This is a genomic window from Lactiplantibacillus paraplantarum, assembly GCF_003641145.1.
Taxonomy (GTDB): domain Bacteria; phylum Bacillota; class Bacilli; order Lactobacillales; family Lactobacillaceae; genus Lactiplantibacillus; species Lactiplantibacillus paraplantarum.
On the sequence record NZ_CP032744.1, the window covers coordinates 2,809,581 to 2,822,808 of the forward strand.

Consider the following 13,228-nt stretch of genomic DNA (forward strand, 5'->3'; position numbering starts at 1 on the left):
CTATGCTAATTATTGTACTAGCAATTGGTTAACCAGCCTACGTACACTTATCCATCACGGCCCAACACCCAAAATATAAAGATGGCTTCTGCTACTCGTAGCCACCATCGATACCGATGCCAGCGTGATACCGACCAATGACGCTGCAACCACCGATTGGCATAATGCGCAATCAGTGGCGCGCCAATGAGCATAAAACCCGTGACCCAAAAATCAACTCGTGCGTGCCACGTTGTCTGATCAAAACCAGTACTAATCGCCACAATCACGAGCAAACCGTAGAGGCCCCACAACCCGATTTGTAAAATTCGTTTGGCTTGCGGCCACCATTGCTGGACTTGTATTCGCTTAATCACTGATTGATGGTGCGGCCGATAGTGATCATGACCAGGTAATGCAGCTAACATGGCAGTGGCACTTTGATATCGTTGCTGTGGGTCGAGGGCCGTGGCCTTCATAATAATCGGGGCCCATGTTGAATCTTGTGTCAGTGTTGTTGCATCTAACGGCCCGCTCGGCTCTTGACCAGTCAACAAGCAGTTTAGAACAATCCCCAACGAATACAGATCGCTCCGTTGATCCGTTTGGGCGAAGCCATAGTTTTCAGGCGCAGCAAATCCGCTCGTACCTAATAACCGGGTATCACTTTCTTGTTCGGCATGATATTGTCGCGCTGCATTGACGTCAATCAGATAGTAATGGTCCCGATAGTCCATTACGTTACTTAGCTTAAGATCCCGATGCACAATTTGTTGTTGGCCCAACGCCTGTAGCGTTACCAACAATTCTTGCGCGACACGGACCGTCATCTCGGGGGAAAACGGTCCGTGTGCCCGCAATCGATCTGCCAGGGTTTGCCCATTGATCAAAGTCTCGACGCTTACAATGCAATCAGCCGCCGTTAGCAACGCCTCAATGCGGGGCATTCGGGGAATCGGCTGCTGTTTCAAGCGTTGTAAAACCGGGATATTTTCAGGATCTACAAGTTTGGCCACCGAAACGACCTGTTGCTTCTTAACCAGTAACGGAAATTCACGCTGCGCAACTAACGGTCCTAATGGCTCATAGCCGGCCTCGCTTAACAATTGCATGGCTTGAACAATCGGTAACACCCTGCTCCCCCCTTTTTCGAACAAATTATTAACTTTTATCATAACCATACTTTTGGAGGAATTACAATGTCAAAATACGAGAACAATGAAATCACTGTATCCACGTCACGTCCACGAATAGCCGAGTTAGTATTGGGGATCATTGGCGGCATCTTCGGCATTATCGCAGGTCTGTTAGCCATGACCATCGGTGGTATCGGTAGCGCTTTAGAAGCTAGTGGTTCTGCTGGTATTAGTAACCTGGGGATTGGCTGTATTATTGTTTCGATCCTGGCCATTATTTTAAGCATCTTTATTAATCGTAATCATATTTTAATGGGATGGCTAACTATCCTTTGTGGGATTCTCAACTTCGTCTTTGTCGGTTTCTTCGGTATTTTAAGTGGCGTGCTCATTATCATTGCAGGCGGCTTAGCGTTAAGAAAGTAGGTCAATTCATGAAAACAACTAAAGCTTGGTATCAAAAATGGTGGGCCTGGGTTTTAATCATTCTCGGGGCCTTGCTAATTATTGGAATCATTAATACACCCGGAGATACGACGAACACCCAAGCCACTGCCACCAAAAAAGTAGCGAAAAAATCAACAGCGGCTAAGGAATCGGCAACGGCTACCACGTACAAAGTTGGTGAAACAGCCACAATCGACAATGTCCAAGTCACCGTCACAAATGTTAAAACCGCCACCACGCTGAATAGTAATGATCCTAAAACTGGCAATCAGTACTATACGGTCACCGTGTCACTCAAAAATATCGGCAAGGATAAAGTCAGCTATAATCCATTCGACTTTGAAATCAAGGCAGCCGGTAATCAAACTAGCTTAGATGAATTTAACATGGATGAAAACAACCAACTGGATAGTGGCGATTTAACTGCCGGTGGCTCTGTCAGTGGTACTATGACCGGCCAAGCTAAAGCCGATGGTACCGTTGAACTCATTTATAATCCCAGTTATTTTAGCGATCGTCATTTGACCTTTAAATTGCAATAGATTCTGGTACACTAATACTAATCAAATAAGGGTATTAGGGGGCAAACAACCGTGGTAGAACGCGCAACTAGGGAATTGTTTAACGAAATCAAACATGCAAGTGAGGCCGACCAATTTATGACGAATATGGCCAGTAGTTTTATTCGCACCAACCCGGCGGAATATCTCGCCGAACTTATTCAGATCAAGCACGTCACTAAAAGCCAAGTAATTCGGCGCGCCAACCTTACCCCCTCAATCGGCTATCAGTACTTTGATGGCAAGCGCCGCCCAAACCGGGCCCGCATCATCGCCCTCGGATTCGGTTTTCAACTAACCCTAACCGAGCTCAACACGATGCTCAAGCGAACCGGTTACGCCGTCCTTTATGCCAAGGATGAATGGGATGCGCTCATTATCTTCGCACTCAGTCAGCGCTTCACTCTCAATCGAACAGACGAACTGTTATATGAGTATGGTTTAGGGACGATTACCGACGAAGATTAGCAAATTAATTTCAATACTAAACGGGCTTCACAAGATAAAAGTTCTTGTGAAGCCCGTTTAGTATTGAACAACTGTACGAAATGCAGCATCAGCATGAAGTATATGTAGCCTTACCAGTCCATCACAACTAGACCAGTAGGTAATAGCCGCCACTTAGCCCAATGAATAAATAAATTAATCGCCGAACGACCACCATCGGCAACCGTGGTAAAATTCGCGCCGCAATTGCCGTCCCAATCACCGCACCTAACATACCAATCAAAATATGGGGGATCAAGACTGGGGTCAGAATACCGTTTAGTGCCCGGACCGTCGAAATATATATGACATCAATTAAAAAGAAGGTCTGCAAATTACCCAAGTAATCCGCAGTTGTATCAGCAAGTGATAGAAAATATAACGCCATTAATGGCCCCCCGATACCAAACAAACCGTTAAAAAAGCCGGAGACAATCATAAACAGACCAGCTAACCACCACGGATAGCTTTGGGTCGCCGCACGTTTGCTAAAGCTAAAATATAATGCCAATGCTAATAGTAGTGCCCCCAACAAGCGGCGCAACAATTGAACGTCTAGTACCTGACCCAAATGCACCGAATAAGCCGCCACGCTCGCATAAACGATAAATGGGATGATAATTTGCCGCAAATGAATATGGTGCCGATTACGCCAAACGAGAGTCAGGACACTAGCCGCCATAATAACGCCAGCCACCGCCGCACTTTGCGCGATTGGAAAAAGTTGTGGTAAAAAAATCATCATAACGATTGCCGCACCAAACCCGGTCAAACCCTGGACAAGTCCAGCCATTAATCCTGGTAAAAAAACTAGTAACCACGCCATCATTATCCCCCCTTTGGCATAATAAAAAAGAACCGGATCACCCAGTTCCAACTAAAGCTAGATATGAATTAATAACACGAAAACCATCACTGAAACTAAGCCAATCACAACTGACAACGTCATTGAACGGGTTCGATAAGCCACAAACCCAACGAGGATGGCAGAAATAATCATGCCTAAATTACCAGACGTGATCACCGCATACTTACTATCGATAAAGACACTTTTAACAACTAACGCCGTGAATAGCGAGACGGGTACAAACCGCATCCATTCATTAAACCATTCCGGAATTTTGCGCTTCGTAAAGAATAGTAGTGGAAAGAACCTTGGTATAAAGGCCACACACGCACAAAAAATGACCAACCAAAAATGGTCCATACTACTCATTGAGCTGACTGATTGCATAAGAAAAACCCCTCTGTGCCTTACTTGTCAGATTCTTCCATGGCAGCTTGGCCAGTAGGATCGTGAACCTTATAAAGTAAATGACTTTCTGGCTTATGTGCTAACAAGTAACGTTCAATAAAGTAACCGGTCAACGATGCAAGTAACGTTGAGACAACCAGTCCCAATGTACTCTTCATCAAGACCAGAAAACCAATCGTTAGAACACCTGACAACGCGGCAACCAAGATAATCAAGCGACTCTTAGTTTGCATAATTGCCATATAAATGAATAGCGCCGTTAAAGCAAAATCCACTACTTGGAGATTAATCGTCAGTGCACTACCAATCAAGCTACCGATAATATTACTTACCGTCCAAAATAATAACGAATAGTGCTCGACCAATAAGGCTTGCGACGGTTTCCAGTGTTTATCCGTTGCAAACTTCAAGTAATTAACCGCATAATTTTCATCATTCATCGAAAATGCAAACGTAAAAATAAACGGTAACGATTGCCCCTTCAAGTACCGCGATAAGCTGGAACCTAGTAAAGCGTATCGTAACTCCAAGAAAAACATCATCAAAATAATGGTTGTCATCGGTGCGTTAATCGTCAGCATCGATGCAATTAAAAATTGGGCGCCGCCGGAAAAGACCATTACCGAAATTAACGCCGTCAGTAAATGGTTGAACCCGGCCGCATGCAATAGCACCCCACAAGCTAACCCAATGGGAATATAGCTAAGCCCAAGTGGCATTACTGTTCGTAAGACCACTAACCAATTTGGCTCGTTCTTTTTCACCAAGAATGCCTCCAGTACCATACCAGTAAAGAATTCTAGCAACAACAGCAAGCGTCAAACTACTTAGACACTCGACCTCAATTTTAACATGTTTTTTACGGCAATCCTACACTTTGTTAACTTTTTAGCCGTATGTAAGCGGTATCACGGCTATTTTTTAATTGAAATGTTGTCCTAAAATCACTAAATCATTAGGACGACCGCCTAATTCAGCAATCTCAGGCAGAAAGCCCCACTGTTCATAGCCAAATTTTTTGAACAGCTTGATGCTCGGTAAGTTGCTTGAAAAGATGTAAGCAACAATTGTGGTTAATCCCAGTACTGGTAGTTGCTTGGGCACTAATGTCAAAACCTGACTTCCGATTCCTTGGCCCTGCACACTGCGATCCAAGTACACTGAAATCTCGGTAGTCTTTGCATAGGCGGCCCGACCATAGAACGGTGATAAGCTAACCCAACCAACTACTAAGTCATCCTTAATAACGACCCACATTGGATAATGTTCCGGATTATGACTCAAAAACCAGTTGCGCCGCTGATCCACTGTGACCGGTTTAAGATCGGCCGTCACTTGATGACTCGGAATCGTTTGATTATAAATATCCACAATAATTGGTAAGTCTGACATGGTTGCAGTTCGTAATGATACACTCATAGGTGACTTCCACTCCATTCGATTTAACTACTGTTATCAGTCTTATTATACAGTTAATCATTTGAAAACGGGCGCACTTTTCATCTGTTTTTATATAACTCCGGTAAGATCAACAGTCACGGCACAAGTCGAATCGACAATAAACTTATACTTTTTCAAGCACCAATAAAAACCGACAAGGCACTTTTTACCTTTCCTATCAACACAGCCTGGTTCGCTAACTTCCCCACACATCAATATTGCTGCCACAATCGACTGACTAACTTGGTATTTTTACTTTTGCAACTAATTGTTGTAATTGCTGTCGTTCATCAGCCGATAAGTTAGCTAACATTTCTTGATGCACTCGCTGTCGCGTTGCTTTGAACGTCTCAGCAAGCTTTTGCCCATCGTCAGTTACAAAAATATTTTTATTTCGCGAATTATCACTCGGTATTTGACGAATAATCAACCCCTGCTGCTCCATATTTTTAAGCATCACCGATACCGTCGCCGCTTTGCGTCCAATAAGTTCAACAATGTTACGTTGAATAATACCCGGATGGGTAGCAATGTATGTTAAAACCATCAGTTGTTGAGTCGGCACATGGTTGGCCATTTTTTCACGTACCAACACTTCTTCCCCGCGTACGACTTGGTGAAATAATGCAATTGTTGCTTCTATATCTGTCATATTCTCACACTCCATGGTCTTAAGTATACCAAATTTAATTAGTTATTAAAATTGTTTGACAGACTAACTTTAAAGAGTTAGTATTACAAACAGTTAATCAAGCTAACATTAATAAGAAATGAGGTTTTATTATGACCAATGAATCAATCCAATTAACTAATCTCGATCCCCGCATCATCCAATTTCAAAACAATATTCGTGAAAAATATAGCGCTGCTAATCAAACTGCGCTCAAAGGGCAAATTGTCATTACTGGTTCATCGACCGTCGAAATTTTTCCAATCGAAAAACTCCAAACAAAACTGCACCTCAAGCACAAAATCTATAACCGTGGCATCCGCGCAACAACAACTGCTGACGAACTTAACCATATGAATACCTTGATTTTCGATCTCCAGCCCAGTATCCTGTTCCTACAAATCGGTGCCAATGATATGGGCTTCAATCTGTCAGAAAAAACAATGATGCAAAATTACGATCAAATCATGACTCAAGTTGCTAGTAAACTACCGGATACACAGGTCTATATTATGGCTTATTATCCTATCAATACAGTTGCCGACTTTAACACCGCCGATGATCCCCATCCGAATATCGCGCAACATCGGACCAACGCAATGACAAGGGCTGCAAATATTAAAGTTAAAGCCCTGGCTGCAAAGCATAACTTTGACTTCATTGACCTGAATGCCGGACTAGCTGATACTGATGGTAACTTAAAGAAAGAGCTCACTTTTGATGGCCTTCATCCACTACCCGCTGGCTATGACATTATCTTTAATAATATGTCACCTTATTTGAAATAGGTATGCTTAGTTCAGCTGTATGACTTAGCATCAAAAAAAACGCCGCGCTAGAATTACAAGTATCCTAGTACGGCGTTTTTAAACAAGCTTATTCTAATTAATATGATGTGATCAACTTAGCGCTTCGTGCTGTATTCAAATATGGTCGTTTAGTTAAACCAGCTCTTAACCCCACGCCACATCCGAACAAAAATGTTCGCTTTGTCGATCGACTTCTTAGGCGTTACATTAATTGTCAGGTTCTTACTCGTCGTGCCGTCAACTACCTTAATCGCTTTCTTGCTTAGGTTCAAGTTAACGGTACCGACTGTTTTGCCATTCTTAACGGGCGCTTGTAACTTGCCAGCCGTTGTTGCTGACTTCTTCAAGCTGACCTTACCAGTAACAGCACTAGCATCCGTCCCCGTTGGCAAGTAAATCTTAGTCGCACCACTATTTGAAACCAGTTGTGACGTCAACGACTTCCCATCTTGAACGTCAACGGCCTTCACGCCATTGATTTTGCCATTCTTGTTAATGGTCATCGTGGTGTAATTATGATAGACATATGACATAATTTCGGCAGTCTGCGTGAAGCGTTCCGTCCCACTATCATTAGCAGCACCGGCATGCATCACAACGGTAATAATACGGTTACCATTACTGAACTTGACGGTCCCCGTAAAGGCATTCCCAGCCTTAGTGGAAGTCCCCGTCTTTAATCCATCTACTGGCAGTGCTGAATAATGCTTAACCAGCCCTTTCAACATGTAGTTCCGGTTATCCATTTTAGTTGCCGAGCTCGTTCCTTTTTCAAACCAAGCATGGGCAATGCTAGAAGTCTTTAACACTTCTGGATAATCAGATAATAACTTTTGGGCAACAGTGGCCACGTCTTGAGCTGACATTTCATTTTCAGCACTGGCAGCAACGTTACTATAACCAATCGTACTGCCCACTTCTTTGTTGGTTAACCCACTGGCATTAATAATGGTGGCGTCCGTGATGCCCCATGATTTGGCTGTCTTCCGCATCAATTCAACAAACTTATGTGGCGTTCCAGCAACCGCATCACCCAGAGCCGTTACAGCTGCGTTAGCGGAATAAATTTCAGTCGCATTATATAGCTGACGTACCGAATATGTCTTCGTTGATAGTAACGGAACGTTCGCATATTCCGTATTCTGACTCATCTTAGCGACTGCTTTACTGACACTGATCTTCTGATTCCATGATAATTTACCTTCGTGAATGGCCTTGAGAATTAGATAAGTACTCAACATCTTAGTCATCGATGCAATTGCCATTGGTTGACTACTGTTTTTGTCATAAAGAATCTGACCAGTCGACGCGTCTACTGCAATCGCAGCCTTCGCGGAAATCGATGGTGTACTGGCTGCTTGGGCTTGAAGGTCAGCCCCCGCAATTCCCAAACCAGCTGTACTAAACGTAACTGCCGCAACGAGGGCAATCATAACTTTCTTTAACTTTCCCGCAAATCTCATGTCTCAATTATCCCTTTCTTAATTGCTAATGCTAATTTTAGTTTAAATAATTATGTCTGTGGAAACAAGTTAATTTATCATATTCGATTGTTTTTTTGTTAATGGCTGATCATGTTTTACTGGCAAATGAATGACAAAGCTCGTCTGCTCATCATCACTTTGGGCATAAATGTAGCCACCGTGATGCTCAACGATACTTTGTGCGATAGCCAAGCCCAGTCCTGACCCACCAGTCGCCTTAGAACGTGATTCTTCGACCCGGTAAAACCGTTCAAATAAACGACTCAATGATTCAGCCGGAATCCGCTGACCATCATTGGTCACATGAATCACAACTTCTTCACCACGTTGCTCGGCTTGTAACACCACGTTTTTCGCTCCAGTACCATACTTAAACGCATTAGTGATTAGATTACTGAAGACTCGCCCCAGCTTTTCTGCATCCGCTTCAATATAAATCGGCTGCGAGCCACTCTCCACTTCAATCTTCAAATGCTTTTTATTAGCTTCTAATTCAAAACTAGCTGCTAATTGTTCGAGCATCGCCGTCAAGTTCAATCGATTAATGGCTAATGGTGTCTCAGTCTGACGTGACTTTGTATACTCAAACAGGTCTTCAACGAGTGACTTCATTTGGGTCGCCTTCAAATAGGCAATGTGTGCATACTTGACCAAGTCTTCTTCTGACTGGTACTGCTGATTCTCAATTAAACCTAAATACCCGATAATCGAGGTCAATGGCGTGCGGATATCATGACTCACATTCGTGATCAACGCATCCTTAGAACGTTCGATTTCCCGTTCCTCGTCCATTGAGTGGATGGCCGAATCCACTAAGGCGTTAACACTTTCAACGACCCGTTGCGTATCGCCAGTCAGATTAAAGTCAATTCGATGGTCAAAATGCCCCGCGGCAATATAATGCAACTCACTAATAATATGCCGCAACTGCATTTGTTTATAGCGCCGAATCAACCGCCAATATAATACAAAGCCATCCGCAATAAGCATCAGTCCGATAAAGATATTTTCATAGCTCCACAGCTGATAATTATTAGGACCAATCGTAATTGAGCGTTTGATTTGAAAAATACCGCTCTGCAAGCCTGGATTATGGGCAATCGTACTGTTGATCAGTACAACGATCGACAAGTTTAAAAGGAGTAGCAAAATCACCGTCACTACCCCTTCAAAAAACAATTCACTTTTTTCGCGTCCCGTTAATTTCAAAAGCTAGCCCTCACTTTTAACGCGATTCAATCTTATAACCAACGCCCCAAACAGTCTGAATAACCTTTTCACCATCCGTGGCTTCTTCGATTTTATCCCGTAAATGACTCACGTGCACCATCACGGTCTTGGCCGAGACGATACTTTCTTGTTGCCAAACTCGTTCAAAAATATCATCAGCTGAAAAGACCCGGTTAGGATGACTCGCGAGCAGGTACAAAATACCGAACTCTAACGCGGTTAATTGAATATCCTTACCAGTCAACGTCTTCACTTCATGTGAATCCTTATTGATTGTTAGTGGTCCAATGTCCAACACATCTGGTTCCGTGGTGGTCACATTATTTTCAGAACGCCGTAATAATGACTTGACCCGTGCCATAATTTCTAACGGATTAAATGGCTTGGTGACGTAATCATCAGCGCCGGTAATTAATCCTTGAATCTTGTCCATATCGCCCGTTTTTGCAGACAAGACTAAGATTGGCAGTTGTGAATCTTTCCGAACTTCCTTAATTACTTCAATCCCATCCATTTCAGGCATCATGATGTCCAAGATCATTAATGCGATGTCCGGGTTAGTATTTAATTTAGTTAGGGCTTCGCGTCCATTATAAGCGCTAATTGGTTCGTAACCTTCGTTTTTTATATAAATTTCTAATAGTTGTGCAATTTCTTTGTCGTCATCGACTACTAAAATTTTCATAGTGTTTTTCTCCTTAAATAATTCTGTTCTCATTTTACCAAAAAAACGAGTTGACTTGGCAGTTAACCACTGATTTTAGGGAAAACGCAACTATTCCCCACCACCATCGTCATTACGATAAACCAGTAATGACGTATAATAGCCGCCTATTAATTATTTTGAACCGTACGTATGACTTGTGACACGTTTAATAAGTCCATCATAGCGCAACTAGGTCTTAGTACCTAACGAAAACGCGTATCTTAACTCAATGTGAGCTAAGATACGCGTCGATAACCAATTATGATATTCGTCATTCAGTCAATTTGTCATACTTTATGGGTTCTTACTACTCCAACTACCAGATAGCCTCGAAATCAATCGTGTCGGTCTAGTCGTTACGCATTCTTGGCGGTCAAATAATTGCTGAAAGCTGGTACAAAATGTGTATCAACCACCTTAACGTGCGCCGTTTTAAAAAGTGAACGAATTGTAGCAACTTGCACCTGCTTATCCGTCATTCGTTGTTGTTGCAGTTGCGCTCGCAAATAATTTGCCACGGTAACGCGCTTGCCATCATCGTTAGTTACGGTAGCAGCTTTAGATTGCCGACTTATAACTTTAATGATCTCATAGGTTGGCTGGCCTTCCGTATCAGTAGTTGCAACTGCCTTTACCGGTTTCGTGACGTGGTGACCTACTTGCAATTTAGCAGTTGCCTGCACGACTGCTGGCGCCAAAGCTTGAGTATAGCTGTCAAACGGCGCTAACCTTCCAGCAGTGGTGTGTAACTGCCGATTGTGCGCATATTTTTTCACTTGCGAATCAAAGCTGGCACCGGCATTCAGGTCAGCAATAATTTTTTGAGCCTGCTTCTCATTAGTTGTTGCAATATGTTGAACCGTCGTCATCGGCATGTAAGCTGTGCGAGCCTTTTTGAGCTGTGCTTTAGTCACCGGATATTTAGCAGTAATCGCTTTTTCCAGCAATAAATTAGCTTTGATTTGCGTCTTTAAGTGCGCTTCGGTTAGTTGATTGCGCGCTAAGATGGCGTGATAATTTGCCCCGGCCTGCCGTTTGAACGCTTTTAGTTTAGCCGTCACCGCAGCTTGTGAGACATGATAACGTTGATTGAGCACTTTGTTCAGCGTCAGTTCCTGAACTGCCTGCTGCGTCGGTGCTTGATCCTCAATCTGCTTGAACACTTCCGTTTGCGTCACACTACCAGCGTCTGACTTCACTAATGTATTAGCCTTGGCTTGGCACCCCGACAAAATGACCGCCAGCGCTAAACTGGCGCCGATACCTACTAACCGATACTTCATGATATAAATAGCCCCTTCCCTTAAACAGTTAGTACTACGATATCATTAAATTTCTAATAGATTTAATAAGTAACATAATCGTATTCAAAACCAGTATAGGCGTTGTAATCAGCCCAGCAAATAACGGTCAATCTACCTAAACGTTAAGTTCACCCATCTCGTCCCCATCAACACGATGCCACAAAAAAACGTCGAACCCAAGGACAGGTTCAACGCTTACTTGACAATTATGATTAGACCAGATACCAATGGCTAGTCACGCTATTGGTACGGTCAGTTTAACCGTTAACCGAATAGTTAGGCGCATTTTTTGTAATTTGGATTTCATGCGGGTGTGATTCGCGTAAACCGGCACCAGAAATCTCAACAAACTGAGCATTTTCAATCAAAGCTGTAATATCCTTAGCACCTACATAACCCATGCCAGAACGTAAACCACCTAACATTTGGAAGATAATATCATCAACGCTACCCTTGAATGGAACACGTCCTTCAACACCTTCGGGAACTAACTTGTTCGCTTCATTCACGCCACCTTGGAAGTACCGATCAGAAGAACCATGGGCTTGTGACATGGCGCCAACGGAACCCATGCCCCGATAGAACTTGTATTGACGGCCATCGTCAAAGACAACTTCACCAGGTGCTTCGGCCGTTCCAGCTAACATACTACCGAGCATCACGGCATTACCACCGGCAGCTAACGCCTTAACGATATCACCAGAATACTTGATCCCACCATCCGCGATAATCGACTTACCGTATTCTTGAGCAACGCTGGCAGAATCATAAACAGCTGTCAATTGAGGTACACCGACACCAGCAACGATCCGGGTCGTACAGATTGAACCAGGGCCAATCCCAACTTTAACAACATCGACACCAGCTTCAAATAAAGCACGCGTGCCTTCTGCCGTCGCAACGTTACCAGCAATCAGGGTCTGATCAGGGAAGTGAGCCCGAATCTCTTTGATCTTCCGAAGAACACCAGCGGAATGACCATGAGCCGTATCAATCACAATAGCGTCCGCACCAGCGGCAAACAGGGCTTCAGCCCGGTCAAAGGTATCACTAGTGACCCCAACAGCCGCAACGGCCAACAAATGGTTATTGGCATCAACGGCAGCGTGGGGATGATCATCATCCTTAACGACCGCTTTGATCTTCTTAACTTCTTCAGCCTGCGCTTCAATGCTTAAGTTCTTATGGATAACCGCTAAACCACCTTGGTTGGCCATCGCGATTCCCATTGCGGATTCTGAAACAGTATCCATTCCCGCACTAATAATTGGAATATTCAGCTGCAAATTATCGGCAAGTTTAACACCTAAATCGACTTCATTCGGTAAAACATGACTTTCGGCCGGAATTAATAGCACATCATCGAACGTATAACCCTTTTTTCCAAACTTTGTATCCCAATTAGACATTGAACGTTAGCTCCTTATGTTTTTATTTTTATCTGTAAAGGTAACAAAACATCGCGATAAATGCAAGGGGTTACGCCGATTTTCAGGAAGTTCTTATTTTCAGAGTGTGAAGTCCAACCGGGTTGTGGGTGAGGATTAGCGTAGGCGTGTTGCTAGCTAGGTGGTCCTCAACATGTCTGGGCTAACCGGAAGCCTCAGGTCGGCCTGAGCACGTCGCGCCCCTTGCACTTGCGAATTAAGCTATAGCCGCGAGCACGGCTGATCCCCGCCAGTTGACAGGTCAACTGGCGGGGATCAGCCATTCACAACTAGT

15 protein-coding genes are annotated in these 13,228 nt (G+C 43.6%); 4 read left to right on the plus strand and 11 right to left on the minus strand.

Going from position 1 to position 13,228, the window contains the following annotated elements; genetic code table 11:
* Positions 1-47 precede the first annotated feature (47 nt).
* Positions 48-1,154, minus strand: coding sequence for a protein kinase domain-containing protein (locus tag LP667_RS13795; RefSeq protein ID WP_033609387.1), 1,107 nt, complete (start codon positions 1,152-1,154; stop codon positions 48-50).
* A 24-nt stretch (positions 1,155-1,178) separates the two neighbouring features.
* On the opposite strand from LP667_RS13795, the gene LP667_RS13800 reads away from it, so the two are divergent.
* The 3 genes from LP667_RS13800 to LP667_RS13810 are packed head-to-tail and all read left to right on the plus strand — an operon-like array spanning position 1,179 to position 2,590.
* A complete protein-coding gene (locus LP667_RS13800; protein ID WP_021731122.1) occupies positions 1,179-1,541 on the plus strand; it encodes a DUF4064 domain-containing protein in 363 nt (120 codons plus the stop codon).
* A gap of 8 nt (positions 1,542-1,549) precedes the next feature.
* Entirely contained in the window at positions 1,550-2,104 is a 555-nt protein-coding gene (locus tag LP667_RS13805) for a DUF4352 domain-containing protein (RefSeq protein ID WP_021731121.1), read from the plus strand.
* A 51-nt stretch (positions 2,105-2,155) separates the two neighbouring features.
* On the plus strand, positions 2,156-2,590 hold the full coding sequence (locus tag LP667_RS13810) for a hypothetical protein (protein WP_021731120.1): 435 nt from the start codon (positions 2,156-2,158) through the stop codon (positions 2,588-2,590).
* Positions 2,591-2,717: 127 nt separating this feature from the next.
* On the opposite strand, the gene LP667_RS13815 is transcribed toward LP667_RS13810, so the two are convergent.
* The 5 genes from LP667_RS13815 to LP667_RS13835 form a co-directional block, all read right to left on the minus strand.
* Positions 2,718-3,434, minus strand: coding sequence for a sulfite exporter TauE/SafE family protein (locus tag LP667_RS13815; RefSeq protein WP_033609385.1), 717 nt, complete (start codon positions 3,432-3,434; stop codon positions 2,718-2,720).
* A 57-nt stretch (positions 3,435-3,491) separates the two neighbouring features.
* Positions 3,492-3,842 (minus strand): AzlD domain-containing protein, encoded by a 351-nt coding sequence (locus tag LP667_RS13820; protein ID WP_003639819.1) that lies wholly within the window; start codon positions 3,840-3,842, stop codon positions 3,492-3,494.
* Between the two features lie 20 nt (positions 3,843-3,862).
* Positions 3,863-4,648, minus strand: coding sequence for an AzlC family ABC transporter permease (locus LP667_RS13825; RefSeq protein ID WP_033609395.1), 786 nt, complete (start codon positions 4,646-4,648; stop codon positions 3,863-3,865).
* A gap of 136 nt (positions 4,649-4,784) precedes the next feature.
* Positions 4,785-5,282 carry a GNAT family N-acetyltransferase gene (locus LP667_RS13830; protein WP_021731117.1) on the minus strand — a complete coding sequence of 166 codons (498 nt, stop codon included), beginning with the start codon at positions 5,280-5,282 and terminating at the stop codon, positions 4,785-4,787.
* A 259-nt stretch (positions 5,283-5,541) separates the two neighbouring features.
* Entirely contained in the window at positions 5,542-5,955 is a 414-nt protein-coding gene (locus LP667_RS13835) for a MarR family winged helix-turn-helix transcriptional regulator (protein WP_021731116.1), read from the minus strand.
* 131 nt (positions 5,956-6,086) lie between these two features.
* On the opposite strand from LP667_RS13835, the gene LP667_RS13840 reads away from it, so the two are divergent.
* Entirely contained in the window at positions 6,087-6,761 is a 675-nt protein-coding gene (locus tag LP667_RS13840; protein WP_021731115.1) for a GDSL-type esterase/lipase family protein, read from the plus strand.
* Between the two features lie 149 nt (positions 6,762-6,910).
* On the opposite strand, the gene LP667_RS13845 is transcribed toward LP667_RS13840, so the two are convergent.
* The 5 genes from LP667_RS13845 to guaB form a co-directional block, all read right to left on the minus strand.
* Entirely contained in the window at positions 6,911-8,245 is a 1,335-nt protein-coding gene (locus LP667_RS13845) for a D-alanyl-D-alanine carboxypeptidase family protein (RefSeq protein WP_021731114.1), read from the minus strand.
* Between the two features lie 69 nt (positions 8,246-8,314).
* Positions 8,315-9,475 (minus strand): sensor histidine kinase, encoded by a 1,161-nt coding sequence (locus tag LP667_RS13850; RefSeq protein WP_021731113.1) that lies wholly within the window; start codon positions 9,473-9,475, stop codon positions 8,315-8,317.
* 16 nt (positions 9,476-9,491) lie between these two features.
* The gene (croR, locus tag LP667_RS13855; RefSeq protein ID WP_021731112.1) at positions 9,492-10,181 is read right to left on the minus strand and encodes a response regulator transcription factor CroR; all 690 of its coding nucleotides are present in this window, start codon (positions 10,179-10,181) and stop codon (positions 9,492-9,494) included.
* A gap of 377 nt (positions 10,182-10,558) precedes the next feature.
* Complete coding sequence (locus tag LP667_RS13860; RefSeq protein ID WP_021731111.1) at positions 10,559-11,485, minus strand: peptidylprolyl isomerase; 927 nt, start codon at positions 11,483-11,485, stop codon at positions 10,559-10,561.
* 278 nt (positions 11,486-11,763) lie between these two features.
* On the minus strand, positions 11,764-12,915 hold the full coding sequence (gene guaB, locus LP667_RS13865; RefSeq protein ID WP_021731110.1) for an IMP dehydrogenase: 1,152 nt from the start codon (positions 12,913-12,915) through the stop codon (positions 11,764-11,766).
* Positions 12,916-13,228: the final 313 nt, after the last annotated feature.

Bases quoted from the DNA above. Each gene is read 5' to 3' on its own strand.
- LP667_RS13795 (WP_033609387.1), bottom strand. From the start codon at position 1,154: ATGATAAAAGTTAATAATTTGTTCGAAAAAGGGGGGAGCAGGGTGTTA.
- LP667_RS13800 (WP_021731122.1), top strand. From the start codon at position 1,179: ATGTCAAAATACGAGAACAATGAAATCACTGTATCCACGTCACGTCCA.
- LP667_RS13805 (WP_021731121.1), top strand. From the start codon at position 1,550: ATGAAAACAACTAAAGCTTGGTATCAAAAATGGTGGGCCTGGGTTTTA.
- LP667_RS13815 (WP_033609385.1), bottom strand. From the start codon at position 3,434: ATGGCGTGGTTACTAGTTTTTTTACCAGGATTAATGGCTGGACTTGTC.
- LP667_RS13820 (WP_003639819.1), bottom strand. From the start codon at position 3,842: ATGCAATCAGTCAGCTCAATGAGTAGTATGGACCATTTTTGGTTGGTC.
- LP667_RS13825 (WP_033609395.1), bottom strand. From the start codon at position 4,648: ATGGTACTGGAGGCATTCTTGGTGAAAAAGAACGAGCCAAATTGGTTA.
- LP667_RS13830 (WP_021731117.1), bottom strand. From the start codon at position 5,282: ATGAGTGTATCATTACGAACTGCAACCATGTCAGACTTACCAATTATT.
- LP667_RS13835 (WP_021731116.1), bottom strand. From the start codon at position 5,955: ATGACAGATATAGAAGCAACAATTGCATTATTTCACCAAGTCGTACGC.
- LP667_RS13840 (WP_021731115.1), top strand. From the start codon at position 6,087: ATGACCAATGAATCAATCCAATTAACTAATCTCGATCCCCGCATCATC.
- LP667_RS13845 (WP_021731114.1), bottom strand. From the start codon at position 8,245: ATGAGATTTGCGGGAAAGTTAAAGAAAGTTATGATTGCCCTCGTTGCG.
- croR (WP_021731112.1), bottom strand. From the start codon at position 10,181: ATGAAAATTTTAGTAGTCGATGACGACAAAGAAATTGCACAACTATTA.
- LP667_RS13860 (WP_021731111.1), bottom strand. From the start codon at position 11,485: ATGAAGTATCGGTTAGTAGGTATCGGCGCCAGTTTAGCGCTGGCGGTC.
- guaB (WP_021731110.1), bottom strand. From the start codon at position 12,915: ATGTCTAATTGGGATACAAAGTTTGGAAAAAAGGGTTATACGTTCGAT.